The 23,936-nt window shown below is 72.6% G+C and carries 21 protein-coding genes; 14 read left to right on the top strand and 7 right to left on the bottom strand.

Translation table 11 applies throughout. From position 1 onward, the window contains the following. Positions 1-53 precede the first annotated feature (53 nt). The 4 genes from ispG to RLT58_RS09345 all read left to right on the top strand — a co-directional run bounded on the left by ispG (position 54) and on the right by RLT58_RS09345 (position 4,608). The gene (gene ispG / locus RLT58_RS09360; RefSeq protein ID WP_311309943.1) at positions 54-1,208 is read left to right on the top strand and encodes a flavodoxin-dependent (E)-4-hydroxy-3-methylbut-2-enyl-diphosphate synthase; all 1,155 of its coding nucleotides are present in this window, start codon (positions 54-56) and stop codon (positions 1,206-1,208) included. Between the two features lie 167 nt (positions 1,209-1,375). After that, on the top strand, positions 1,376-2,221 hold the full coding sequence (locus tag RLT58_RS09355; protein WP_311309942.1) for a GNAT family N-acetyltransferase: 846 nt from the start codon (positions 1,376-1,378) through the stop codon (positions 2,219-2,221). Positions 2,222-2,268: 47 nt separating this feature from the next. Beyond that, on the top strand, positions 2,269-2,835 hold the full coding sequence (locus RLT58_RS09350) for a GNAT family N-acetyltransferase (protein WP_311309941.1): 567 nt from the start codon (positions 2,269-2,271) through the stop codon (positions 2,833-2,835). A gap of 72 nt (positions 2,836-2,907) precedes the next feature. Further along, positions 2,908-4,608: a proline--tRNA ligase gene (locus RLT58_RS09345; RefSeq protein ID WP_311309940.1), complete on the top strand. Its 1,701-nt coding sequence runs from the start codon at positions 2,908-2,910 to the stop codon at positions 4,606-4,608. A 64-nt stretch (positions 4,609-4,672) separates the two neighbouring features. Here RLT58_RS09345 and RLT58_RS09340 read toward each other — a convergent pair whose 3' ends face one another. Genes RLT58_RS09340 through RLT58_RS09330 form a run of 3 tightly spaced genes read right to left on the bottom strand, consistent with a single transcriptional unit; the run spans position 4,673 to position 6,638 of the window. Then, positions 4,673-5,596 (bottom strand): aminoglycoside phosphotransferase family protein, encoded by a 924-nt coding sequence (locus RLT58_RS09340; protein ID WP_311309939.1) that lies wholly within the window; start codon positions 5,594-5,596, stop codon positions 4,673-4,675. 29 nt (positions 5,597-5,625) lie between these two features. Next, positions 5,626-6,105 carry a ferritin-like domain-containing protein gene (locus RLT58_RS09335; RefSeq protein ID WP_311309938.1) on the bottom strand — a complete coding sequence of 160 codons (480 nt, stop codon included), beginning with the start codon at positions 6,103-6,105 and terminating at the stop codon, positions 5,626-5,628. Further along, positions 6,102-6,638 (bottom strand): hypothetical protein, encoded by a 537-nt coding sequence (locus tag RLT58_RS09330; protein WP_311309937.1) that lies wholly within the window; start codon positions 6,636-6,638, stop codon positions 6,102-6,104. The genes RLT58_RS09335 and RLT58_RS09330 overlap by 4 nt, the downstream gene beginning before the upstream one ends. Before the next feature lie 177 nt (positions 6,639-6,815). Between RLT58_RS09330 and rimP the strand changes: the two genes are divergently transcribed. The 10 genes from rimP (at position 6,816) to RLT58_RS09280 (ending at position 19,855) form a co-directional block, all read left to right on the top strand. Next, positions 6,816-7,313, top strand: a complete 498-nt coding sequence (gene rimP, locus RLT58_RS09325) for a ribosome maturation factor RimP (RefSeq protein ID WP_311309936.1) — start codon at positions 6,816-6,818, stop codon at positions 7,311-7,313. Between the two features lie 2 nt (positions 7,314-7,315). Next, positions 7,316-8,356: a transcription termination factor NusA gene (nusA, locus tag RLT58_RS09320; RefSeq protein WP_072489327.1), complete on the top strand. Its 1,041-nt coding sequence runs from the start codon at positions 7,316-7,318 to the stop codon at positions 8,354-8,356. A 121-nt stretch (positions 8,357-8,477) separates the two neighbouring features. Next, positions 8,478-8,756, top strand: coding sequence for a YlxR family protein (locus RLT58_RS09315; RefSeq protein WP_311309935.1), 279 nt, complete (start codon positions 8,478-8,480; stop codon positions 8,754-8,756). Positions 8,757-8,903: 147 nt separating this feature from the next. After that, positions 8,904-11,999, top strand: coding sequence for a translation initiation factor IF-2 (infB, locus tag RLT58_RS09310; RefSeq protein ID WP_311309934.1), 3,096 nt, complete (start codon positions 8,904-8,906; stop codon positions 11,997-11,999). Positions 12,000-12,136: 137 nt separating this feature from the next. Beyond that, on the top strand, positions 12,137-12,433 hold the full coding sequence (locus tag RLT58_RS09305; protein WP_311309933.1) for a DUF503 domain-containing protein: 297 nt from the start codon (positions 12,137-12,139) through the stop codon (positions 12,431-12,433). 24 nt (positions 12,434-12,457) lie between these two features. Continuing rightward, positions 12,458-12,910 carry a 30S ribosome-binding factor RbfA gene (gene rbfA / locus RLT58_RS09300; protein WP_311309932.1) on the top strand — a complete coding sequence of 151 codons (453 nt, stop codon included), beginning with the start codon at positions 12,458-12,460 and terminating at the stop codon, positions 12,908-12,910. Further along, entirely contained in the window at positions 12,907-13,806 is a 900-nt protein-coding gene (gene truB, locus RLT58_RS09295; RefSeq protein WP_311309931.1) for a tRNA pseudouridine(55) synthase TruB, read from the top strand. Before rbfA ends, truB begins: the two co-directional genes overlap by 4 nt. Positions 13,807-14,009: 203 nt before the next feature. Next, positions 14,010-17,711: a trypsin-like peptidase domain-containing protein gene (locus tag RLT58_RS09290; protein WP_311309930.1), complete on the top strand. Its 3,702-nt coding sequence runs from the start codon at positions 14,010-14,012 to the stop codon at positions 17,709-17,711. Between the two features lie 43 nt (positions 17,712-17,754). Next, positions 17,755-18,708: a bifunctional riboflavin kinase/FAD synthetase gene (locus RLT58_RS09285; protein WP_311309929.1), complete on the top strand. Its 954-nt coding sequence runs from the start codon at positions 17,755-17,757 to the stop codon at positions 18,706-18,708. Between the two features lie 40 nt (positions 18,709-18,748). After that, entirely contained in the window at positions 18,749-19,855 is a 1,107-nt protein-coding gene (locus tag RLT58_RS09280; RefSeq protein WP_311309928.1) for an XdhC family protein, read from the top strand. Between the two features lie 42 nt (positions 19,856-19,897). On the opposite strand, the gene RLT58_RS09275 is transcribed toward RLT58_RS09280, so the two are convergent. The 4 genes from RLT58_RS09275 to RLT58_RS09260 are packed head-to-tail and all read right to left on the bottom strand — an operon-like array spanning position 19,898 to position 23,935. Next, entirely contained in the window at positions 19,898-20,893 is a 996-nt protein-coding gene (locus tag RLT58_RS09275) for an ABC transporter ATP-binding protein (protein ID WP_311309927.1), read from the bottom strand. After that, complete coding sequence (locus RLT58_RS09270; RefSeq protein ID WP_311309926.1) at positions 20,890-21,918, bottom strand: ABC transporter ATP-binding protein; 1,029 nt, start codon at positions 21,916-21,918, stop codon at positions 20,890-20,892. Before RLT58_RS09270 ends, RLT58_RS09275 begins: the two co-directional genes overlap by 4 nt. Continuing rightward, positions 21,915-22,853, bottom strand: a complete 939-nt coding sequence (locus tag RLT58_RS09265; RefSeq protein WP_311309925.1) for an ABC transporter permease — start codon at positions 22,851-22,853, stop codon at positions 21,915-21,917. The genes RLT58_RS09270 and RLT58_RS09265 overlap by 4 nt, the downstream gene beginning before the upstream one ends. After that, positions 22,850-23,935, bottom strand: a complete 1,086-nt coding sequence (locus tag RLT58_RS09260) for an ABC transporter permease (RefSeq protein ID WP_311309924.1) — start codon at positions 23,933-23,935, stop codon at positions 22,850-22,852. The genes RLT58_RS09265 and RLT58_RS09260 overlap by 4 nt, the downstream gene beginning before the upstream one ends. Between the last annotated feature and the right edge of the window lies 1 nt (position 23,936).

Below are 23,936 nucleotides of genomic sequence, written 5' to 3'. Positions count from 1 at the left end.
TCGGAGCCCGCCGATCTCGGGACCTTGATCCACACCTTGGGGATGCTCAGCGCATGACTGCGATTTCTCTCGGAATGCCCGCCGTTCCGACCAAGCTCGCCGACCGGAGGGTCAGCCGCAAGATCCAGGTCGGGTCGGTGGCGGTCGGTGGGGATGCGCCGGTTTCGGTGCAGTCGATGACGACGACGCGTACGTCGGACATCGGTGCGACTCTGCAGCAGATCGCGGAGTTGACGGCTTCGGGTTGTCAGATCGTGCGGGTGGCGTGTCCGACGCAGGATGATGCGGATGCGTTGGCGACGATTGCTTCGAAGTCGCAGATTCCGGTGATCGCGGATATTCATTTCCAGCCGAAGTATGTGTTCGCGGCGATTGACGCGGGTTGTGCGGCGGTGCGGGTGAATCCGGGGAACATCAAGCAGTTCGACGACAAGGTGAAGGAGATCGCGCGGGCGGCGAATGACGCGGGGACTCCGATCCGGATCGGTGTGAACGCGGGTTCGCTGGATGCGCGGTTGCTGAGGAAGTACGGGAAGGCGACTCCGGAGGCGTTGGTGGAGTCGGCGCTGTGGGAGGCGTCGTTGTTCGAGGAGCATGGGTTCCGGGACATCAAGATCTCGGTGAAGCACAATGATCCGGTCGTGATGGTGAACGCGTACCGTCAGCTGGCCGCGCAGTGCGACTATCCCCTTCATCTGGGTGTGACGGAGGCGGGTCCGGCGTTCCAGGGCACGATCAAGTCCGCTGTGGCGTTCGGTGCGCTGTTGAGTGAGGGGATCGGGGACACGATCCGGGTCTCGTTGTCGGCGCCGCCGGCGGAGGAGGTCAAGGTCGGGCTGCAGATTCTGGAGTCGTTGAATCTGAAGCAGCGTCGGCTGGAGATCGTGTCGTGTCCGTCGTGCGGGCGGGCGCAGGTGGATGTGTACAAGCTCGCGGACCAGGTGAGTGCGGGTCTGGAGGGTATGGAGGTGCCGTTGCGGGTGGCTGTGATGGGCTGTGTCGTCAATGGTCCTGGTGAGGCCCGTGAGGCCGATCTGGGTGTGGCCTCCGGCAATGGGAAGGGGCAGATCTTCGTCAAGGGCGAGATCATCAAGACCGTGCCCGAGTCGAAGATCGTCGAGACCCTCATCGAGGAAGCCCTCAAGATCGCCGAGCAGATGGAGAAGGACGGCGTCGCCTCCGGCGAGCCCGAGGTCTCCATCAGCTGAACCATGACACCCACGACAACGCCCCGCCGGAGGAACCCCCTCCGCGGGGCGTTGTCCGTGAGCAGGGTCACCACCCTGCGCGGAAGCTGTTCACGGCCACGAGCGGCGGCCCCGGGCCTCTTTGGGTACAGTGCGGAAATCAGCAGACCGCATGGTGAGGCCCCCTCGTGTTGACGCAGACCACCACCCGGGTCCTCGAACCCAGCGACCTCGGCGCCGCCCTCGCGGTGCTCGAGAGCGAACCCGTAGCCAACGCCTTCGTGACCTCACGGGTCCAGATCGCCGGCCTCGACCCCTGGCGCCTCGGCGGCGAGATGTGGGGCTGGTACGCGGACGGCCGGCTGCGCTCCCTGTGCTACTCGGGCGCCAACCTCGTCCCCATCTGCGCCGGCCCCGAGGCCGTGCGCGCCTTCGCCGACCGCGCCCGCCGGGCCGGCCGCCGCTGCTCCTCGATCGTCGGCCCCGCCGGCCCCACCGCCCAGCTCTGGCGGCTCCTCGAACCGGGCTGGGGACCCGCCCGCGAGGTCCGGGCCAACCAGCCCCTCATGGTCACCGAGAGCCAGTCCGCCGACATCGAGCCCGACCCGCTCGTCCGCCGCGTCCGCAAGGACGAGATGGACGTCCTGATGCCCGCCTGCGTCGCCATGTTCACCGAGGAGGTCGGCATCTCCCCGCTCGCGGGCGACGGCGGACTCCTCTACCAGGCGCGCGTCGCCGAGCTCATCGCCGCCGGCCGCTCCTTCGCCCGCATCGAGGACGGCAAGGTCGTCTTCAAGGCCGAGATCGGCGCGACCACCTCGCAGGCCTGCCAGATCCAGGGCGTCTGGGTCGCCCCGGAGTTCCGGGGCCGCGGCCACTCCGAGACCGGCATGGCCGCGGTGCTGCGGTACGCGCTGGCCGATGTCGCCCCCGTCGTCAGCCTGTACGTCAACGACTACAACACCCCCGCGCGCAAGGCCTACCGCCGCATCGGCTTCCGGGAGACCGGCGCGTTCATGAGCGTGCTGTTCTGAGCCGCCTTTCCGCCCTCACCGGCGGGCCCGGACAGTAGGGTCGGTCCATGGCAGCAGCATCAGGGGGCGGCCCCCGCACCACCGGCGTCCGGGTCGGCCCGATCGATCTCGCCGCACGCGTGGACGAGGCGCTCGCCGTGCAGGCCGTCGCCTTCGGCCTCGGCGCCGACGAGATCGAGGTACGCCGCCACATCGTGCTCCGGCACCTCGACCACCCCCACGCCCGCGCACTCGGCGCCCTGGCCCCCGACGGCCGGCTCGTCGGCTTCGTCTACGGGATGCCGAACGAGCGCGGCCACTGGTGGTCCACCGTCGTCGAGCCCTATCTGCGGGCCACCGGCTCCGCGCACTGGCTCGACGACTCCTTCGTCATCACCGAGCTGCACGTCCACCCGGAGTTCCAGAACCGGGGGATCGGCCGCACCCTGATCACCACCGTCACGGACGCGGTCGACCAGCCCCGGTCCATCCTCTCCGCGATCGACACGGACAGCCCGGCCCGCGGCCTGTACCGCTCCCTCGGCTACGAGGACCTGGCCCGGCAGGTGCTCTTCCCGAGCGCCCCCAAGCCGTACGCGGTCATGGGCGCGCCCCTCCCGCTGCGCCGCCGCTGACGAATCGATTTCCGCCCGCGAGGGCCGCCCGGCTAACCTCGGGCCCATCACCCTTCCGAGCAGGAGTTCATCATGGCCCAGGTCCAGCGCATGTCCCGATTGATGATCAAGACACTGCGCGACGACCCGGCGGACGCCGAGACGCTCAACCACAAGCTCCTCGTCCGCGCCGGATACGTACGTCGCACCGCGGCCGGCATCTGGTCCTGGCTGCCGCTCGGCAAGAAGGTGCTGGAGAACATCACCCGCGTCGTCCGCGAGGAGATGGACGCCATCGGCGGCCAGGAGGTCCTGCTCCCCGCGCTGCTGCCCAAGGAGGCGTACGAGGCGAGCGGCCGGTACGACGAGTACGGCGACCTGCTCTTCCGGCTCAAGGACCGCAAGGGCGCCGACTACCTCCTCGGCCCCACGCACGAGGAGATCTTCACGCAGGTCGTCAAGGACATGTGCTCGTCCTACAAGGACCTGCCCGTGATCCTCTACCAGATCCAGACCAAGTACCGCGACGAGGCCCGCCCCCGCGCCGGTGTGCTGCGCGGCCGCGAGTTCCAGATGAAGGACTCGTACTCCTTCGACACCACGGACGAGGGCCTGGCCGAGGCCTACCAGCTGCACCGCGCCGCCTACATCCGGATCTTCGAGCGGCTCGGCCTCGACCACCGCATCGTCTCCGCCGTCTCCGGCGCCATGGGCGGCTCCGCGTCCGAGGAGTTCCTCGCCCCCGCGCCCGCCGGTGAGGACACCTTCGTCGACTGTCCGAACTGCGACTACGCGGCCAACACCGAGGCCGTGACCTTCAACGCCACGCCGGGCGACGCCTCCGCCGTCGGTGCCGTCGAGGAGCTGGACACCCCCGACACCCCGACCATCGAGACGCTCGCCGCCCACCTCGGCGTGGACGCCTCCGCCACCCTGAAGAACCTCCTGGTCAAGGTCGACGGCGAGATCGTCGCCGTGGGCGTGCCCGGTGACCGCGAGGTCGACCTCGGCAAGCTCGGCGAGCACCTCGCCCCGGCCGTCGTCGAGCTGGTCACCGCCGAGGACTTCGTGGGCCGCCCCGACCTGGTGCGCGGCTACGTCGGCCCGCAGGGTCTGGAGAAGGTCCGCTACATCGCGGACCCCCGCGTCGCCGCCGGCACCGCCTGGATCACCGGCGCCAACAAGGACGGCAAGCACGCGAAGAACGTCGTCGCGGGCCGTGACTTCGAGGTCGACGACTACCTCGACGTCGTCGTCGTCGAGGCGGGCGACCCCTGCCCCAAGTGCGGCACCGGCCTCCAGGTCGACCGCGCCATCGAGATCGGCCACATCTTCCAGCTGGGCCGCAAGTACGCCGACATCTTCTCCCTCGACGTCCTCGGCCAGCAGGGCAAGCCCGTCCGCGTCACGATGGGCTCGTACGGCATCGGCGTCTCCCGCGCCGTGGCCGCGCTCGCCGAGCAGACCGCCGACGACAAGGGCCTGTGCTGGCCCCGCGAGATCGCCCCGGCCGATGTACACGTCGTCGCGGCCGGCAAGGCGCTCCAGACCGAACTGGCCCTCGATGTCTCCGAGAAGCTGAACGCGGCCGGCCTGCGCGTCCTGGTCGACGACCGCGCCGGCGTCTCGCCCGGCGTCAAGTTCACCGACTCCGAGCTCATCGGCGTCCCGAAGATCCTGGTCGCCGGCCGCCGCTCGGCCGAGGGCGTCCTCGAACTGAAGGACCGCCGCACGGGCGAGCGCGAGGAGCTCACGGTGGACGAGGCGATCGCCCGCCTCACCCAGGAGGGCTGACCGCCCCGGAACATTGCGAAGGGCCCCGCACCCAGGGTGCGGGGCCCTTCGGCATGTTCTGCGCCTACAGCCAGCCCGCGAACTCCAGCGTCACTTCGCCCTCCTGGCGGCGCCCGGCCGTCAGCGCCCGGGTGCCGGACTCCACCGCGCGGAACAGCGTCCAGCCGTGCAGCCGCTCCCGGTCCACGTCCAGCGCGTCCGCGAGCTTCTTGACCCTGCGCCGGGCCGTCATCGCGCCACCCGGCGAGGCGATCAGATCCTCGACCCGGTCCCGCACCAGCCGCGCCAGGTCGTAGGCGCGCTCACCGACCAGCGGCTCGGGGCCCACCGTCAGCCAGGGCGCGCGCTCGCCGGAGAGCACCTTGCTCTGCCGGAAGTTGCCGTGCAGCAGCAGTTCCTCGGGGGAGCCGGCGACCAGTTCCTCGCGGACCGCCAGCGCGGCCGAGACCAGCGGCTCCAGCGCGGGGTCCGCCTCGGCGGCGGCGCGCATCGGCCCGACGCGCAGCCCGGTCCGGCCGGCGACCGTCTCGAAGGAGTGTCCGGCGGGCGGGTCGACCCACAGTCGGCGCACGGTCCCGGCCGCCTCCAGCAGCGCCTTCGCCTCCGGGAGCGAACGCAGCGAGACCTCCGGGTGGAGCCGCTCCAGCAGCAGCACGCCGTCGGCGAGGTCCGCCTTGTCGTCCGCCGCGAGCAGCCGCACCGCGCCCCAGCCGTTCCAGTGCTCCAGCGCCGCCGCCTCGAGCCAGGGCTCGGCCCCGGCGGGAGCGATCTTCAGCGCGGCGGGGGTGCCGTCGGCGCCCCGCACCAGCAGGACCAGGCTGCTGCGGCCACCTGGTGCGGCGACCCGTTCCACGGTCAGGTCCCGCCCGGCCCCGGCCAGCGCCTGTTCGGCCAGTCCGGGAAGTCCCGCGAGCCATGCTCCGGCGGCCGTATCCCCGTACGACTCGCCGAGCGCTCGCACCAGACGCTGCGGCGGTTCAAAACCCATACGTGCCGTGTTCCCTTTCAGAGCCTTCTTCAGTGCGCGCCGGACCCGGCCTTCGCAGCGGTCCCGTCGGTGCCGGATCCGTCGGCCGCCCGTTCGGCGAGCCCGGGAAAGGGTACGCCGCTGCCCCGCCAGCGGACCGCACGCACCGCGGCCTCCCGCAGCGCGTCCGCCGCCGTCCGCCGCAACGGCCCCTGAGCGGCCCGTACGAGGTCGGAGTAGACATCCGCGACCCGGTCCTCCAGCACGGCGGCGAGCCGTACCGCCGCGGCCGTGTCCGGCACCGCGAACGGCAGAGCGTACGCGGCGTCGGCGGCGACCGGCTCACCGCCCAGGTCGCGGACCGTGCGCACCAGGGCGTCCCGGCGGGCCCGGTGGGCGTGCTGGGCGGCGGTGGCCTCGGCCCGGCGCGCCGAGGCGACCCGGCCGCCTGCCACCCCGTACCCGTACACCGCGGCGTGTTCGGCGGCCAGTGCCGCCTGGGCCGCGTCCAGCGTGCCGTCGTCGCTCATGCCGTGGTCTCCTTGGCCAGTTCGGTCAGCAGGTAGGCATGGGCCGACGAGGCGGCGGCCACCGAGGCGAGCAGCCGGGCCAGTTCGCCGGGTGCCTCCATCAGCAGGGCCGTGTGCGCGTCGGCGGCGCGGCGCTCGGCGGCGGCCAGCTCCTTGACGGCGGCGGCCGGGTGCGCTGCGCTCCTGCGGGCGGCGGCGGGCGTCTGCCCCGTACCGCCGGGGCCAAGGGCCTTGAGGTGGGCGCGTACGGCGTCGCGCAGCGGGGTGATCGCGGCAGCGGTCGAGGGGTGGGCGGTCAGAACCTGGTCGTAGCCCGCCAGCAGGGTCGCGGTGGTGCGTGAGGCGCTCGAGCGGACCGACTTCTCCGTGCGCACCGAGGACGGGCGGTCGGCCGCGGTCCGTGCGCCGGCGTGCGCGGAGTCCTTCCGGCCCGGGTCCCCGTCATCGCCTCCGCAGCCGGCCAGGACCGCCCCGAGGGCGAGCGCTCCCGTCGCCGTGAGCGCGCCCCTGCGCGTCGTCCCCGTGCGCCGCACTTGTTCTCCTTCGGGCCTGGACCTGTCTTGACTGGATCTGTCCGGAAGTGATCACCGTTGGCGAGCGTACCCGCGCCCAGGGGGCCGGCGGACAGCAACACCCCTTGGGACCGGATACCCTTTGACCAGACACGCGACGATCCCCACAACAGCACACGCGGCCGAGGAGTCACCCGGATGAGCACCACCCAGAGCGAGAGGCTGCGCGGGCTGGTCGAACCGCTCGTCAGCGCCGAGCAGCTGGATCTGGAAGAGATCGAGGTGTCCCGGGCCGGCCGCCGCCGGGTGCTGCGGATCATCGTCGATTCCGAGGAGGGCGTCGAGCTCGACGCCTGCGCGGATCTGAGCCGCGCCATCTCCGCGAAGCTCGACGAGACCGACGCGATGGGCGAGGACGAGTACGTCCTGGAGGTCAGCTCGCCCGGTGCCGACCGCCCGCTGACGGAGCACCGCCACTACGTACGCGCCACCGGCCGGCTGGCCAGACTGACCCTGAACGAGGGCGGCGAGCTGGTGGCCCGCATCCTCGCGGTCGACGAGGACGGTCTCGATCTCGAGGTGCCGGGCGTCAAGGGCCGCAAGCCCACGTCCCGCCGGATCGCCTTCGACGAGATCGCCAAGGCGCGCGTGGAGCTGGAATTCAACCGCAAGGACAAGAAGGAAGAGGAGGCGTAGCCGTGGACATCGATGTGAAGCTTCTGAAGGGCTTGGCGCAGGACAAGGAGATCCCGTTCGACGTGCTCGTCGAGGCGATCGAGTCGGCCCTCCTCATCGCGTACCACCGCACGGACGGCAGCCACCGCCGGGCGCGCGTGAAGCTGGACGAGCGCGGCCATGTGACGGTGTGGGCGAAGGAGGACCCGGCCGATCTGGAGGAGGGCCAGGAGCCCAAGGAGTTCGACGACACCCCGTCGGGCTTCGGCCGGATCGCCGCGACCACCGCCAAGCAGGTCATCCTCCAGCGTCTGCGCGACGCCGAGGACGACCGGACGTTCGGGGAGTACGCGGGCCACGAGGGCGATGTCGTCACCGGCGTCGTCCAGCAGGGCAAGGACCCGAAGAACGTCCTGGTCGACATCGGCAAGCTGGAGGCCATCCTGCCGGTGCAGGAGCAGGTGCCGGGCGAGGAGTACACCCACGGCCTGCGGCTGCGCACCTATGTCGTCCGGGTCGCCAAGGGCGTGCGCGGCCCCTCGGTCACGCTCTCGCGGACCCACCCCAACCTGGTGAAGAAGCTCTTCGCGCTGGAGGTCCCCGAGATCGCCGACGGCTCCGTCGAGATCTGCGCGATCGCCCGCGAGGCCGGCCACCGCACCAAGATCGCTGTCCGCTCCACCCGCTCCGGCCTCAACGCCAAGGGCGCCTGCATCGGCCCGATGGGCGGGCGTGTGCGCAATGTCATGGCGGAGCTGCACGGCGAGAAGATCGACATCGTGGACTGGTCGGACGACCCGGCCGAGATGGTCGCCAACGCCCTGTCGCCCGCACGGGTGAGCGAGGTCGAGGTCGTTGACCTCGGCGCGCGCTCCGCCCGGGTCACCGTGCCCGACTACCAGCTGTCGCTGGCGATCGGCAAGGAGGGGCAGAACGCCCGTCTCGCCGCCCGCCTCACCGGCTGGCGCATCGACATCCGCCCGGACACCGAGACCGACGCCGAGCGCGATGTCGCCGACCGGGAGCGTGCCGAGCGGGCCCGGGAGCGCTCCGAGCGGCGCTGAACCGACGACCGACGACGGCCGCGGGGAATAGATCACGTCCCCACGCCGCTGAGATCACGACAACATCCGTTCGATTTTTGCCCCAAAGGGGTGAGGTCGGTACGGGGAGGTAGACTTAAACGTGTCTGGCCGGACGCACGCCCGCGCTTGCCCTGAGCGAACCTGTGTGGGATGCCGGGAGCGAGCGGTCAAGAGCGCGTTGCTGCGCATCGTGGTGGACGGGGACGCATGCGTCCCTGATCCTCGCGGTACGCTGCCCGGCCGGGGTGCCTATGTACACCCCGTCCCCGTCTGTCTGGACCTGGCGGTTCGCCGCCGGGCATTCCCCCGGGCCTTCAAGGCCAAGGGGCCGTTCGACCCCACCGCGGTACAGCGGTTCGTCGAGCGGGTGACACCGTAAGAAATGAACGGCACGGGTCCCCGTGCGGTCAGGTACCTCGCGAGTTGGAAGTAGGTCGAGATTGCGATGAGCACTCGATGAGTACGCGATGAGTACGCCCATGAAGTAGCGACGGTCCGGCGGTAACCCGGACCTAAAAGGAGCGAAGTGGCTAAGGTCCGGGTATACGAACTCGCCAAGGAGTTCGGCGTAGAGAGCAAGGTCGTCATGGCCAAGCTCCAAGAACTCGGTGAATTCGTACGTTCGGCGTCCTCGACGATCGAGGCGCCGGTTGTACGCAAGTTGACTGATGCACTGCAGGGGCCCGGCGGCAACGCCGGCAAGTCCGCTGCCAAGCCCGGCGCGCCCCGCAAGGCCGCGCCCGCCAAGCCCGCAGCGCCCTCCCCGGCCGCTGCGGCACGTCCCGCTGCCCCGAAGCCCGGCGCCCCGGCCCCCAAGCCGGCCGCAGCCGAGGCCCCGGCGAGCAGCACCCCCGCCGCACCTGCCGCGCCGTCCGCCGGTCCGCGTCCGGGCCCCAAGCCCGCGCCGAAGGCCGCCCCGGTCACCCCGGTGCCCGCAGCCGAGTTCTCGGCTCCCGCCCCGGCCCAGCCGGCCGCGCCGCAGCAGCAGACCCCGCGTCCCGCGGGTGCCACCCCGGGTCCCCGCCCCGCCCGTCCGGCTCCGGCCGGCGGTCAGCGTGACGGTGGCCGAGGTGGCGAGCGTGGCGCCGAGCGCCCCGCACGTCCCGCCGGTCAGGGCGCCCCGCGCCCCGGCGGCGCACGTCCGGCCGGTCCCCGTCCGGGCAACAACCCCTTCACCTCCGGTGGCTCGACGGGCATGTCCCGTCCGCAGGCACCCCGTCCCGGCGGCGCCCCGCGTCCCGGTGGCGGCCAGGAGCGCCCCGGCGCCCCGCGTCCGCAGGGCGGCCCCGGCGGCGCCCCGCGCCCGCAGGGCCAGGGCGGCGCACGTCCGTCTCCGGGCGGCATGCCGCGCCCGCAGGCTCCTCGTCCCGGCGGCGCCCCCGGCGCCGGCGGTAACCGTCCGAACCCGGGCATGATGCCGCAGCGTCCCGCTGCGGGTCCGCGTCCCGGTGGTGGCCCCGGCGGTGGCCGCGGTCCCGGTGGCGGCGGTGGCCGTCCCGGTGGCGGTGGCGGCGCAGGCCGTCCCGGTGGCGGCGGCTTCGCAGGCCGTCCGGCCGGTCCCGGCGGCGGTGGCGGCGGCTTCGCCGGCCGTCCCGGTGGCGGCGGTGGCGGCGCGGGCCGTCCCGGCGGTGGCGGCGGCTTCGGCGGTCGTCCCGGTTTCGGTGGCCGTCCGGGTGGTCCCGGTGGCCGCGGTGGCACGCAGGGCGCCTTCGGCCGTCCCGGCGGTCCCGCGCGTCGTGGCCGCAAGTCGAAGCGGCAGAGGCGCCAGGAGTACGAGGCCATGCAGGCCCCGTCGGTGGGCGGCGTCATGCTGCCCCGCGGCAACGGACAGGCCGTCCGGCTGTCGCGCGGTGCCTCCCTCACCGACTTCGCCGAGAAGATCAACGCCAACCCGGCGTCGCTCGTCGGCGTGATGATGAACCTCGGCGAGATGGTCACGGCCACGCAGTCCGTCTCCGACGAGACGCTGAAGCTCCTCGCGGACGAGATGAACTTCGTCCTGGAGATCGTCAGCCCGGAGGAGGAGGACCGCGAGCTGCTCGAGTCCTTCGACATCGAGTTCGGCGAGGACGAGGGCGGCGAAGAGGCCCTGGTCTCCCGTCCGCCGGTCGTCACCGTCATGGGTCACGTCGACCACGGCAAGACCCGACTGCTGGACGCGATCCGCAAGACGAACGTCATCGCGGGCGAGGCCGGCGGCATCACGCAGCACATCGGTGCCTACCAGGTCTCCTCCGAGGTCAACGGCGAGGACCGCCGGATCACCTTCATCGACACCCCGGGTCACGAGGCGTTCACCGCCATGCGTGCACGCGGTGCGAAGTCCACCGACATCGCGATCCTCGTGGTGGCGGCGAACGACGGTGTGATGCCCCAGACGATCGAGGCGCTGAACCACGCCAAGGCGGCCGACGTGCCGATCGTGGTCGCGGTCAACAAGATCGACGTCGAGGGTGCCGACCCGACCAAGGTGCGCGGTCAGCTCACCGAGTTCGGTCTGGTGGCCGAGGAGTACGGCGGCGACACGATGTTCGTCGACATCTCCGCCAAGCAGGGCCTCAACATCGAGGCACTGCTGGAGGCCGTCGTCCTCACCGCCGACGCCTCGCTCGACCTGCGGGCCAACCCGGAGCAGGACGCGCAGGGCATTGCGATCGAGTCCCACCTCGACCGCGGCCGCGGTGCCGTCGCGACCGTCCTCGTCCAGCGAGGCACGCTGCGCGTCGGCGACACGATGGTCGTGGGCGACGCCTACGGCCGTGTGCGCGCCATGCTCGACGACAAGGGCGAGAACGTCGAGGAAGCGGGTCCCTCGACCCCCGTCCTCGTGCTGGGTCTCACCAACGTCCCGGGCGCCGGCGACAACTTCCTGGTGGTCGACGAGGACCGTACGGCCCGTCAGATCGCCGAGAAGCGTGCCGCTCGTGAGCGCAACGCCAACTTCGCCCGCAAGGGTGTCCGGTTCTCCCTGGAGAACCTGGACGAGGCGCTCAAGGCCGGTCTGGTCCAGGAACTCAACCTCATCATCAAGGGCGACGCGTCCGGTTCGGTGGAGGCTCTCGAGTCCTCGCTGCTCCAGCTCGACGTCGGTGAAGAGGTCGACATCCGGGTCCTGCACCGCGGTGTGGGTGCGGTCACCGAGTCGGACATCGACCTGGCGACCGGCTCCGACGCCATCGTGATCGGCTTCAACGTGCGCGCCGCAGGGCGTGCCGCGCAGATGGCCGACCGCGAAGGTGTGGACGTCCGGTACTACTCGGTCATCTACCAGGCGATCGAAGAGATCGAAGCGGCCCTCAAGGGCATGCTCAAGCCGGAGTACGAAGAGGTCGAGCTCGGTACGGCGGAGATCCGCGAGATCTTCCGCTCGTCCAAGCTGGGCAACATCGCCGGTGTGCTGGTCCGGTCCGGAGAGGTCAAGCGCAACACCAAGGCGCGCCTGCTGCGCGATGGCAAGGTCATCGCGGAGAACCTCAACATCTCCGGTCTGCGCCGCTTCAAGGACGACGTCACCGAGATCCGCGAAGGCTTCGAGGGCGGTATCAACCTCGGAAACTACAACGACATCAAGATCGACGATGTCATCGCGACGTACGAGATGCGCGAGAAGCCGCGAGGCTGACCCGTACCTCAACAGTCGGGGCCGGTCGACGGGACGTATATCCGTCGATCGGCCCCGGCCGTTCCGTGTACGGTTCTTGTGTCCCTGCCAATCACCGGCGGGGCACGAACCCGAACCGGCGGGACATCCGGACACACATGTATGTGGGGACACTGTCCTTCGATCTGCTTCTCGGCGACGTACGGTCGCTGAAGGAGAAGCGCTCCATAGTCCGCCCGATCGTTGCCGAGCTCCAGCGCAAGTACGCGGTGAGCGCGGCGGAGACGGGCGGTCAGGACCTCCATCGCAGGGCCGAGATCGGCCTCGCCGTGGTCTCCGGGGACACCGGACACCTCACAGACGTGCTCGACCGGTGCGAGCGTTTGGTCGCCGGCCGGCCGGAAGTGGAGCTGCTGTCCGTACGACGGCGGCTGCACAGCGACGAAGACGATTGAGCAAGGCGAGAAGGAGACGGACCAGTGGCCGACAACGCGCGGGCGAAGAAGCTGGCGGACCTCATCCAGGAGGTGGTCGCCGAGAAACTGCAGCGTGGAATCAAGGACCCGCGCCTGGGGACGCACGTGACCATCACGGACACCCGGGTCACCGGCGACCTGCGGGAGGCCACGGTCTTCTACACGGTCTACGGGGACGACGAGGAGCGGGCGAGCGCGGCGGCCGGCCTGGAGAGCGCCAAGGGCATCCTGCGCTCGGCGGTCGGTGCGGCGGCGGGGACCAAGTTCACCCCCACGCTCGCCTTCGTGGCGGACGCGCTGCCCGAGAACGCCAAGGCGATCGAGGACCTCCTCGACCGGGCCCGGGCCTCGGACGCCAAGGTGCGCGAGGCGTCCTCGGGTGCCACGTACGCCGGCGACGCGGACCCGTACCGCAAGCCGGAGGACGACACCGACGAGGACACCGCCTCCGAATGACAGCGCAGAACAGGACGCCGGACGGCCTTGTCATCGTCGACAAGCCGTCCGGCTTCACTTCGCACGACGTCGTCGCCAAGATGCGCGGCATCGCCCGGACCCGCCGTGTCGGCCACGCCGGCACGCTGGACCCGATGGCGACGGGCGTGCTCGTGCTCGGCGTCGAGAAGGCCACCAAGCTCCTGGGCCATCTCGCGCTGACCGAGAAGGAGTACCTCGGTACGATCCGGCTCGGCCAGAACACCGTCACGGACGACGCGGAGGGCGAGATCACCTCGTCCACCGACGCCTCCGCCGTGACGCGCGAAGGCATCGACGCGGGTGTCGCCGCGCTGACCGGCCCCATCATGCAGGTGCCCTCCAAGGTCAGCGCCATCAAGATCGACGGCAAGCGGTCCTACGCGCGGGTGCGCGGCGGCGAGGAGTTCGAGATCCCGGCCCGGCCGGTGACCATCTCGTCCTTCCGTGTCTACGACGTCCGCGAGGCCGTCGCCGAGGACGGCACCCCGGTGGTCGACCTGGTCGTCTCGGTGGTCTGCTCGTCCGGTACGTACATCCGGGCCATCGCCCGCGATCTCGGGGCGGGACTCGGCGTGGGCGGTCATCTGACCGCGCTGCGGCGTACGCGCGTCGGGCCGTACGGGATCGATGCCGCGCGGACGCTGGACCAGCACCAGGAGGAGCTGACCGTGATGCCGGTGGCCGAGGCCGCCGCTTCGGCGTTCCCCCGCTGGGACGTCGACGACAAGCGCGCCAAGCTGCTGCTGAACGGCGTCCGTCTGGACATGCCCGCGTATCCGCCGGGGCCGGTCGCGGTCTTCGGTCCGGACGGGCGGTTCCTGGTGCTCGTCGAGGAGCAGAAGGGCAAGGCCAAGAGCCTCGCCGTCTTCGGCTGACGACCGACCGGACCTCGTCGGGACCCGATCGTGGAGCGGGCAGGGCCTGGGAGCCCGCTCCACGATCCCCCTTCTGTTCCTGTCCAGGGAATGCCGCTGATTCACCCCAATGGGCAGGCGCTCGGAGTGAATCAGGGGGGCGACGGGGGCGCTTTTGCCCCGAGTGGTTCTCGCGCGGATCATCACCGACTTACCGTCGGATCATGGGAAGCGGGGACCGGGCAACACTGGTACGACTGTGCGATCCGGCCGGCCGGCCGCGGGGGACCGGATTCGTCGCGGACGACCGGGGCACGGTCGTGACCAGTCACGAGGCGGTCGACGGCCTCCCGCACCTCGTCCTGCACGGCGCGGACGGCCGCAGCCACCGCGTCGAGGCCCACGACATCACCGCCCTGCCGGAGCTGGACCTCGCACTGCTGCCCACCGGGGGAGCGGACGCGCTGGGCGTCCCGCCGCTGCCGGTGTCCCGGCGGGAGCGCATCGACCCCGGTACGTACGTGACCATCGCCGCCCACGGCTGGCGCGAGGCGCGCGTCCTGGGCCCCGCACCGGTGACGTACACCGCCCGGGGCCGCAGCACCCACCGGATCGAACGCGCGCTGGAACTCGCGCTCGGCACGGACGGCAGCGACGCGCTCCGGCTCGGCGGCACCGCCGTGGGCGGGCCCGTCCTCGACCCCGGCAGCGGGGCGGTCATCGCCGTCCTGGGCGTCGCGCTGCGCGCCGGGCACGCGGCCGCCGGCTGTGCGGTCCACCTCGCCGGGGTCTGCCAGGACGGTCCGCTGGAGGAGCTGCTGCGGCGCAACGCCATGACCGTCCCCGGCTACGGCGACGACCTGAACCTGGCGGGGGCCCTGCAGCTCACCGCCATGTCCGTGGGCTCGGCCGGCGGACACGGCGACGGCGGCCACGAGCCGGTGGAGCGGCCGGACGTCCTGGCCGAGTCCGACGCGTTCGCGGAGGCGGGGGAGCCCGCCGTGGTCCTCGGCCTCGTCGGCGAGCCCGGCACGGGCCGCACCACCGAACTCGCCGCGCTCGCCGCCCGCCGGGCCAGGGGCCCGGTGCCCGCGCTCACGCTGTGGCTGCGCGGCGCCGATCTGCTGGCCGACGACACCTCCGTGGCCGACGCGATCGGCCGCACGCTCCGGCAGGCGGGGCGCATCGTCAGCTCGGCGGGTGCCGTCGGCGACATGGGAGGCGCCACCCCCGAGCGGGTGGCGCGGCTCGCCGCCGACTCCGGCAGCCCGCTGCTGGTCCTGCTGGACGGCCCCGAGGAGATGCCGCCCGTCCTCGCCCACCGGCTGGCCCGCTGGACGGCCGGCTCGGTCGACTGGCTCCGGACGCACGGTGCCCGGCTGGTCGTCGCCTGCCGGCCGGAGCACTGGGAGACCGCCGGGGCGTTCTGGCCGCCCGACGCGCTGCACCGCCCGGCCAGGCCCGCCCGGCGGCTGCCCCCGTCCGTCCGCATCGGCGACTTCACCGCAGGCCAGGCGGAGCGCGCCCGGGAGCTCTACGACCTGCCGCCCGACGCGCTCGCCGTCGGCCACGACCGGCACCCCCTCACCCTGCGCCTGCTGGCGGAGGTCCGCGCTGCCCTGCCCGGCCACACCCCCGGACGGCTCGACACGGAGCAGGTCTTCGGCGCCCATCTGGACCTGATGTGCCTGCGCATCGCGGTCCGGATCGCCGCCGAGTGCCGTCCCGCACCACGCGGCGCGGCGGTGCGGCGGCTGGCGGCGCGGGTGGCCGGACAGGTCCACGAGGCGGCCCGCCGCTGTCTGGGCCCCGGGCAGGGCGAGCTGGACCGGGCCTCGTTCGAGGAGATCTTCCCCTGGCGCCCGGGCTGGGCGTCGGCGGTGCTCACGGAAGGTCTCCTGGTCCCGGCGGGAGCGGGCTACCGCTTCGCGCACGAGGAGCTGGGCGACTGGGTCCAGGGCGCCCATCTGGACCTGGACGCGGCGCTCAGGTCGCTGGTGCACCGCTGGCATGCGGAGCCGGTGGCGCGGGAGGGCAGTGACCGGGCGGCCCACGAGGCCGACGACCGGGTGCCGCAGCCACGCAGGGCCGGGGCGCCCGCGCCCGCGACCGCACCGGACCCGGAAACCGCCCCGGCGGAGCCGCGCAGTCTCCCCGTGCCCCGGCACCGCATCGGCCCGGTGATCCAGGCCCTGCTTCTGCTGGGCCGCCGCCAGGGCCCGGCCGCGCTGGCCCACCGCCTGGCCGACCTGATCGACGCCCTGGACCGGCTCCCGGACCGGCCGGCCACGGGGGAGGACGAGGGGGCGGACAGCCCGGAGGACGCCCACGGGCACGGCGCGCCGCCGCTCACCGACCCCCGCTGGTGGGCCGCCCATCTGCTCTGCGAGACGCTGCTCCGCGTCCCCGACGCCCGCCCGCACCTCGGCGTGCTCCGGCTGCTCGCCGGGCGCATCGTCCGCAGCTCCGCCGAGGCCGGCGGGGGCGGACCCCGGGGCGCGTACGCGGAGTTCGGGCCGTGGTTCTGGCGGCGGCTCCGGCTGCCCGAGGCGGACCGGATGGATCTGTTCCGCCGGCTCGTGCCCGCCGACGGCCCGCCGCGCGGCGAGGCCGACACCGGGGGCGACGGACGGTTCCTGGACGCCGTGGCCCGCAGGCTCGCCGCCCATCCGCGTACGCTTCAGCCGCTGCTGTGCGCCTGGTTCACCGACGAGCACCCGCTCACCTCCCACACGGACGTCGCCATGCGGCCGACCGTCGCGGCCGCCGCGCAGGCGCTGCTCTACGCCCGCCGCGACCTCGCCGTGGACGACCTCGCCGACGCGCTCGTCTCGGCCGGCCACCCCCGCGCCGGCGAACTGCTCGCCGCACTGGCCGAGGACGAACCGGCCGCGCTGTGCCGGGCCGTCGAGCGGTGGTCCCGCGACGAGGAGCACCCCGCCCGGCGCGCCGCCGCCGCCTCGTACGGGACGCTCGTCGCCCCGTACCTGACCGAGGACACGGACCGCGCCGTGCTGCGGCGGGCCGCGCTCGCCCTGCTGGCCCGGCCGGCCGACGGCGAGCTGCACGGGCCGGCGCTCGCCCTGCTCCTCGCCGACCCCCGGACCCGGGACCGCTATCTGCCGCAGGCCCTGCGTGCCTTCGCCGCAGACGGGCCGCGGCTGTCCGCCGCCGCGCTCGCCGTCGCCCTGCCCACCCACCCGGAGCCCGTGCTCGCCGCCTACCGGGACCGGCTCACCCGGCCCGGGAGCGGCGCGGGCGACGTGCTCCGCGCGCTCGCCGGCATCGACGCGCCCGAGCTGACACTGCACGCCGCCGGGCTCGTCCGCGCCTATGTCGACAGCCACCCCGCGGACACCTCGGACACCGCCGCCTACCTCGACCGCAGGCTGGAGCACGGGCCCGCCGCACGCGCCCTGCTGCTTCCCCTGCTCACCGGGCTGCTCCGGGGCCGCCCGGCGCCCGCGCCCGTCAGGGGAGCGCTCGCCGGAGTGCTCGCCTCGCCCGGCAGCCCGGCCTCCCAGCACACGCGCGACGAGCTGCTGGAAGTCCTGCTGGACTTCGAGCAGGGCGGCGCCTACCGGGACCCGGTCGTGCTGGAGGCGCTGCTGCGGGCCGCCGCGACCGGTTGCGCCGGGCGGGCACCGGCCCGCACCAGGGCGCTGGTGCACCGGACGGGGATGCTGCTGGTCCGTACGCCCGAAGGGGCCGGGCTGTTCGACCGGCGGCTGGTCGCACTCGCCCGTGAGGTCCCCGGATTCGGCGCGCTGGTCATGGGGTGGCTGGCCGACGCCCCGCAGGAGTGGGCGGCGGTCGTCGGCCCCAGCACCCGGCACACGGTCGAGGCCCTCGGGGCTCCGGGGGCCCCGATGCCCATGCCGATGCAGGCCGCAGGGCGTGAGCATGGCAGTCTTAGACCTGCGTAAGAGATACACCCACGTACACAGGTTCGGGCGAGGAGCGGTCAGAGTGCAGCGCTGGCGTGGCTTGGAGGACATCCCCCAGGACTGGGGACGCAGCGTCGTCACCATCGGCTCCTACGACGGGGTGCACCGCGGACACCAGCTGATCATCGTCAGGGCCGTCGAGCGGGCCCGCGAACTGGGCGTGCCGTCCGTCGTGGTCACCTTCGACCCGCACCCCAGCGAGGTCGTCCGGCCCGGCAGCCATCCGCCGCTGCTCGCCCCGCACCACCGCCGCGCGGAGCTGATGGCGGAGCTCGGCGTGGACGCGGTGCTGATCCTGCCGTTCACCACCGAGTTCTCCAAGCTCGCCCCGGCCGACTTCATCGTGAAGGTGCTCGTCGACAAGCTGCACGCCCAGCTGGTCATCGAGGGCCCCAACTTCCGCTTCGGCCACAAGGCCGCCGGCAACGTGCAGTCGCTCACCGAGCTGGGCGCCACCTACGACTACCGCGTCGAGGTCATCGACCTGCGGGTGCGCGGCGAGGCGGGCGGCGGCGAGCCGTTCTCCTCCACCCTCACCCGGCGTCTGGTCGCCGAGGGCGATGTGGCGGGCGCCGCCGAGATCCTGGGCCGGCCGCACCGGGTCGAGGGCATCGTCGTACGGGGAGCGCAGCGCGGCCGTGAACTCGGCTTCCCCACCGCGAATGTGGAGACCCTGCCGCACACCGCGATCCCGGCGGACGGCGTGTACGCGGGCTGGCTGCAGGTGAACGGCGAGGCGATGCCCGCCGCGATCTCGGTCGGCACCAACCCCCAGTTCGACGGCACCGAGCGCACGGTGGAGGCGTACGCGATCGACCGGGTGGGTCTGGATCTGTACGGCCTGCATGTCGCCGTGGACTTCCTCGCCTATGTGCGCGGCATGCTGAAGTTCGACACGATCGACGATCTGCTGGTGGCGATGGCCGCCGACGTGAAGCGGTGCAGCGAGCTGATCGCCGCGTACGACCGGGGCTGAGCCACCGAGGGGGGCCGCACCACCCGAGGAGGCCCGAACCGTGCGCGAACTGCTCGCGGAACTGCGCGCCTGGCATCAGGCCGGCACCCCCTTCGCCCTGGCTACCGTCGTCTCCGTCCGGGGCAGCGCTCCGCGCGCGCCCGGCGCCACCATGGCCGTGACCGCCGACGGAACGGTGGCCGGCAGCGTCTCCGGAGGCTGCGTCGAGGGCGCGGTGTACGAGGCGGCCGGCGAGGTCCTCGCCTCCGGGACCCCGCAGCTCCAGTCGTACGGGATCAGCGACGACGAGGCGTTCGGCGTCGGCCTGACGTGCGGCGGCACGATCGACGTCCTGGTCGCCCCCTTCACCGCCGAGGCCGACCGCGACCGGCTCCACGAGGTCACCGAGTCCGTCGCCCGCGGCGAACCCGTCGCCGTCGCCACCCTGCTGCCCGGCGCGGGAGCGGCCGGGGCCCGGCTGGTGGTCCGGGCGGCGGACACCCGGGGGACCCTCGGCGACGAGGGCCTTGACGCGGCCGTGACCGACGACGCCCGCGGCCTCCTCGCCCAGGGCGCGACCGGCCGCCAGTGGTACGGGAGGCACGGCGAGCGCCGCATGCAGGAGGTGTCCGTCTTCCTCCAGACGTACGCGCCACCGCCCCGCATGCTCGTCTTCGGCGCCATCGACCACGCGGCAGCCACCGCCCGCATGGGATCGTTCCTCGGCTACCGGGTCACCGTGTGCGACGCGCGTCCGGCGTTCGCGACCCGGGAGCGGTTCCCCACCGCCGACGAGGTCGTCCGCGCCTGGCCGCACACCTATCTCTCCGGCACGGACGTCGACGCCCGCACCGTCATCTGCGTCCTCACGCACGACCCGAAGTTCGACGTGCCGCTGCTCCTCGCGGCCCTGCGCACCCCGGCCGCGTACATCGGGGTGATGGGCAGCCGGCGCACCCACCTGGAGCGGACCGCACGGCTGCGGGAGGAGGGGGTGAGCGAGGCGGACCTCGCGCGGCTCGCCTCACCGGTCGGGCTCGACCTCGGGGCCCGTACACCGGAGGAGACGGCCGTCTCGATCGCGGCGGAGATCATCCAGCACCGCTGGGGCGGCACCGGTCGGCCGCTCGGCGAGCTGACGGGCACGATCCACCACGGACAGCGGTGACGGGCGGGCCCCCGGAGCGGGGACCCGCCCGCCTTCGTCGCGCTACGACCGGGCGGCCACCGAGGCCCCGGCCCAGTGGCACGCCACCTGGGTCTCGCCGCCGCCCGACAGCACCGGCAGATCCTTCGTACGGCACGCGTCCGCGACGCCCGCCCGCTCCGCCTCGCCCGAGGCCAGCACCTGGCAGCGCACATGGAAGCGGCAGCCGGACGGCACCCTGGACGGGTCCGGCGGCTCCCCGGTCAGCACCACCGGATCGCCGTCCGCCTCCGGCAGCACCGACAACAGGGCCTGGGTGTACGGATGCTGCGGGGCCGTCAGGATCTGCTCGACGTCCCCCGTCTCCACGATCCGGCCGAGATACATCACGGCCACCCGGTCCGCGATGTTCCACGCCAGACCGAGGTCGTGCGTCACCACGAGCGCGGACAGGCCCAGCTCGTCGCGCAGCCGCAGCAGCAGCGCCAGGATCTCGCCGCGCACCGACGCGTCCAGCGAGGCCACCGGCTCGTCGGCCACGATCAGCTCGGGCTCGAGGACGAGGGCGCCCGCGATGACGACGCGCTGGCGCTGGCCGCCCGACAGCTCGTGCGGGTAGCGCAGGAAGAACCGCTCCGGGGGCCGCAGCCCGGCCCGGGACAGCGCACCGGAGACCGCCTCCCGCTCGTCGCCCGCGTACCCGTGGATGCGCAGTCCCTCGGCGACCGCGTCGTACACCGTGTGGCGCGGGTTGAGCGAGCCGCTGGGGTCCTGGAGGACCAGCTGGACCCGCTTGCGGTACGCCTTGAGCGCCCGGCTGCCGTAGTCCAGCGGCTTGCCGCCGAAGGTGACCTGCCCGGCCGTCGGCGGGACCAGGCCCAGCAGCGAACGGGCCAGCGTCGTCTTGCCGCACCCCGACTCCCCGACCAGGGCGACGATCTCGCCCGGCCGGATGTCGAGATCGACCCCGTCCACGGCACGCGCCGGGTCGGCCCCGTGCCTGCCGGGGAACGTGACCTGAAGGCCCTGCGCGTTGAGCAGGTCCGCGGTGCTGGTCATGAAGTGCTCCTTGCTTCCTCGGCGCCCGGCAGGACCGGGGCCGCGGCCCCGTCCGGACCCACCAGCACACACGCGGCCTGCCGTCCAGGACCCGCGTCACGCAGCTCCTGGTCCTGTGTGGCACAGGAGTCCAGGGACAGCGCGCAGCGCGGGTGGAAGGTGCAGCCGGCCGGCAGGGCCGAGGGGTCGGGCGGATCGCCGGGCAGCCCGCGCGGTGCGAACCGGGAGGCCGGGTCCCCGATGCGCGGGAAGGCGCCCGACAGGGCCTTGCTGTACGGGTGGTGCGCGCTCTCGTAGACCTCGGACGCCGGGCCCTGCTCGACGACCCGGCCCGCGTACATCACGGCGAGCCGGTCACAGGTGTCGGACAGCACCGCGAGGTCATGGCTGATCATGATCAGACCGAGGTCCTGGTCGGCGACCAGCCGCTCGATCAGCCGCAGGATCTGGGCCTGGATCATGACGTCGAGGGCCGTCGTCGGCTCGTCGGCGATGATCAGTCCCGGATCGCAGGCGAGCGCCATCGCGATCATCACGCGCTGCCGCTGCCCGCCGGAGAGCTCGTGCGGATAGGCGTCGGCCCGGGCGGCGGGCAGTCCCACCTGCTCCAGCAGCTCACCGGCCCGCTTGCGCGCGGCGGCCTGGGTGACCTTCTTGTGCAGCAGGATCGGTTCGGCGATCTGGTCCCCGATGCGGTGCACCGCGTTCAGCGAGTGCATGGCGCCCTGGAAGACGATCGAGGCGCCCGCCCAGCGCACGGCCCTGACCTGGCCCCACTTCATGGCGAGGACGTCCTCGCCGTTCAGCAGGATCTCGCCGGTGACCTTCGTGCCGGCCGGCAGCAGCCGCAGCAGCGCGAGCGCCAGCGTCGACTTCCCGCAGCCGGACTCCCCGGCGATGCCGAGCTTGCGGCCCGCCTCGACCTCCAGGTTCACCCCCCGGACGGCCTGCGCCCCGCCGGCGTACGTCACCGTCAGGTCGCGTACCTGGAGAAGAGGCGTCTTGCGGATGCTCGTCGTGCTCAACGGGCCACCCCCAGCTTGGGATTGAGGACGGACTCGATGGCGCGGCCGCACAGTGTGAACGCCAGGGCCACCAGCGCGATGGCGATACCGGGCGGCGCCAGGTACCACCAGTCGCCTGCGCTCACGGCGCCCGCGGCACGGGCGTCCTGGAGCATGCTGCCCCAGGAGGTGATGGTCGGGTCGCCCAGGCCGAGGAAGGCCAGGGTGGCTTCCGTCAGGATCGCGCTGGAGATCACCAGGGTGGTCTGCGCGAGGACCAGCGGCATCACGTTCGGCAGGACGTGCCGGAGCATGATGTGGCCGTGGCCGCCGCCCAGCGCGCGGGCCCGCTCGATGTACGGGCGGGACTCGACCGCCAGGGTCTGCGCCCGCACCAGCCGGGCCGTGGTCGGCCAGGTCGTGACGCCGATCGCGATGATGATGGTCCACAGGGAGCGGTCCATCACCGTGGCGAGGGCGATGGCCAGCACCAGGGTCGGCATCACCAGGAACCAGTCGGTGACGCGCATCAGGACCGTGGAGTACCAGCCCCGGAAGTGACCGGCGACGATCCCGACGACCGTGCCGATGGCGACGCAGAGGAACGCCGCGAGCAGCCCCACGGTGAGCGAGACGCGCGCGCCCCACACCAGCAGGGCCAGCACGCTGCGCCCGAACTGGTCGGTGCCGAGCGGGAACTCGCCGCTCGGCGACTCCAGCGCGCCGCCCGGTGCCGTGGTCACACTCTGCGAGTCGGCGCCGACCAGCTGCGGCGCGGCCAGTGCGATCACCGCGATGAGCACGAGGCAGGCCAGGCCCCACAGGCCGCCCCTGTGCCTGCGGTACTCCCGCCAGAAGCGGGCCAGCGAACGGCGCTTACGGGCCCTGGCCAGCGCGCGGGCGCTCCTGGCCGGTCCGGTCTGTGTCCCGGTGGGCATGGAATCGGTCGTGGTCATCGGCCCACCCGGGGATCGAGCAGCGGATACAGCACATCGGCCAGGGTGTTCGCCAGGATCACCGCGGTGGCGAAGACGAAGAACAGCCCTTGTACGAGCGGAAGGTCGGGGGTGGACAGGCCCTGGTAGAAGAGGGAGCCGAGGCCCGGCCAGGAGAACACCGTCTCGACCAGGATCTGCCCCGCGACCACATGCCCGAGGTTGACGAACATCAGCGTGAACGTGGGCAGCATCGCGTTGGGGACGGCGTGCCTGCGGCGTACCGCGTCGTCCCGCAGCCCCTTGGCGCGGGCTGTCGTCAGGTAGTCGCTGCCCATCTCGTCCAGCAGCGAGGAGCGCATCACCAGCAGGGTCTGCGCATAGCCGACCGCGACCAGGGTGATGACCGGCAGCACCATGTGGTGCGCCACGTCGATGACGTGGGCGAGGCCGCTCCCGTCGTCGGTCGACGACATCCCGCCCGTCGGGAACATCCCGGGGATCGGGCCGACGCCCACCGAGAAGACGATGATCAGGAGCAGGCCCAGCCAGAAGGAGGGCACCGAGTAGAGGGTGAGCGCCAGCGCGGTGTTGAAGCGGTCGCTCGCCGAGCCGTTGCGCCAGGCGGTACGGGTGCCGAGCCAGATGCCGAGCACGCTGTACAGGACATAGGCGGTGCCGGTGAGCAGCAGAGTCGCGGGGAGCTTCTCGACGATCTTGTCGACGACCGGTGCGTGGTAGGCGAAGGAGGTGCCGAAGTCACCGGTCAGGGCGTCGCCCACATAGTCGGTGAACTGCTTCCACATCGGCTGGTCGAGACCGAACTGATGGCGCAGCGACTCGAGTTGTTCGGCCGAGACCCGGCGTCCGCCGGTCATCTGCTTGACCGGGTCGCTGGGAATGAGCCGGAAGAGGAAGAAACTCGTGACCAGGACCGCGAACAGCGAGACGACGGCGCCCGCGATCTTGGCGGCCACGTACTTCAGATAGGCCTTGGTGTTGCGCGCCCGTGGGCCGCGGGCGGCCGGAGGCCCGGCGGGTGCCGGACCGTCCGTGTCCGCATCCGCCTGTTTCACGAGCGCCGGAGTGCTGTCAGCTGTCATG

This window comes from Streptomyces sp. ITFR-16 (assembly GCF_031844705.1).
In the GTDB taxonomy this organism is placed as follows: domain Bacteria; phylum Actinomycetota; class Actinomycetes; order Streptomycetales; family Streptomycetaceae; genus Streptomyces.
Note: the sequence above shows the minus strand (reverse complement) of the source record. Positions and strands in the feature narration are given on the sequence as shown.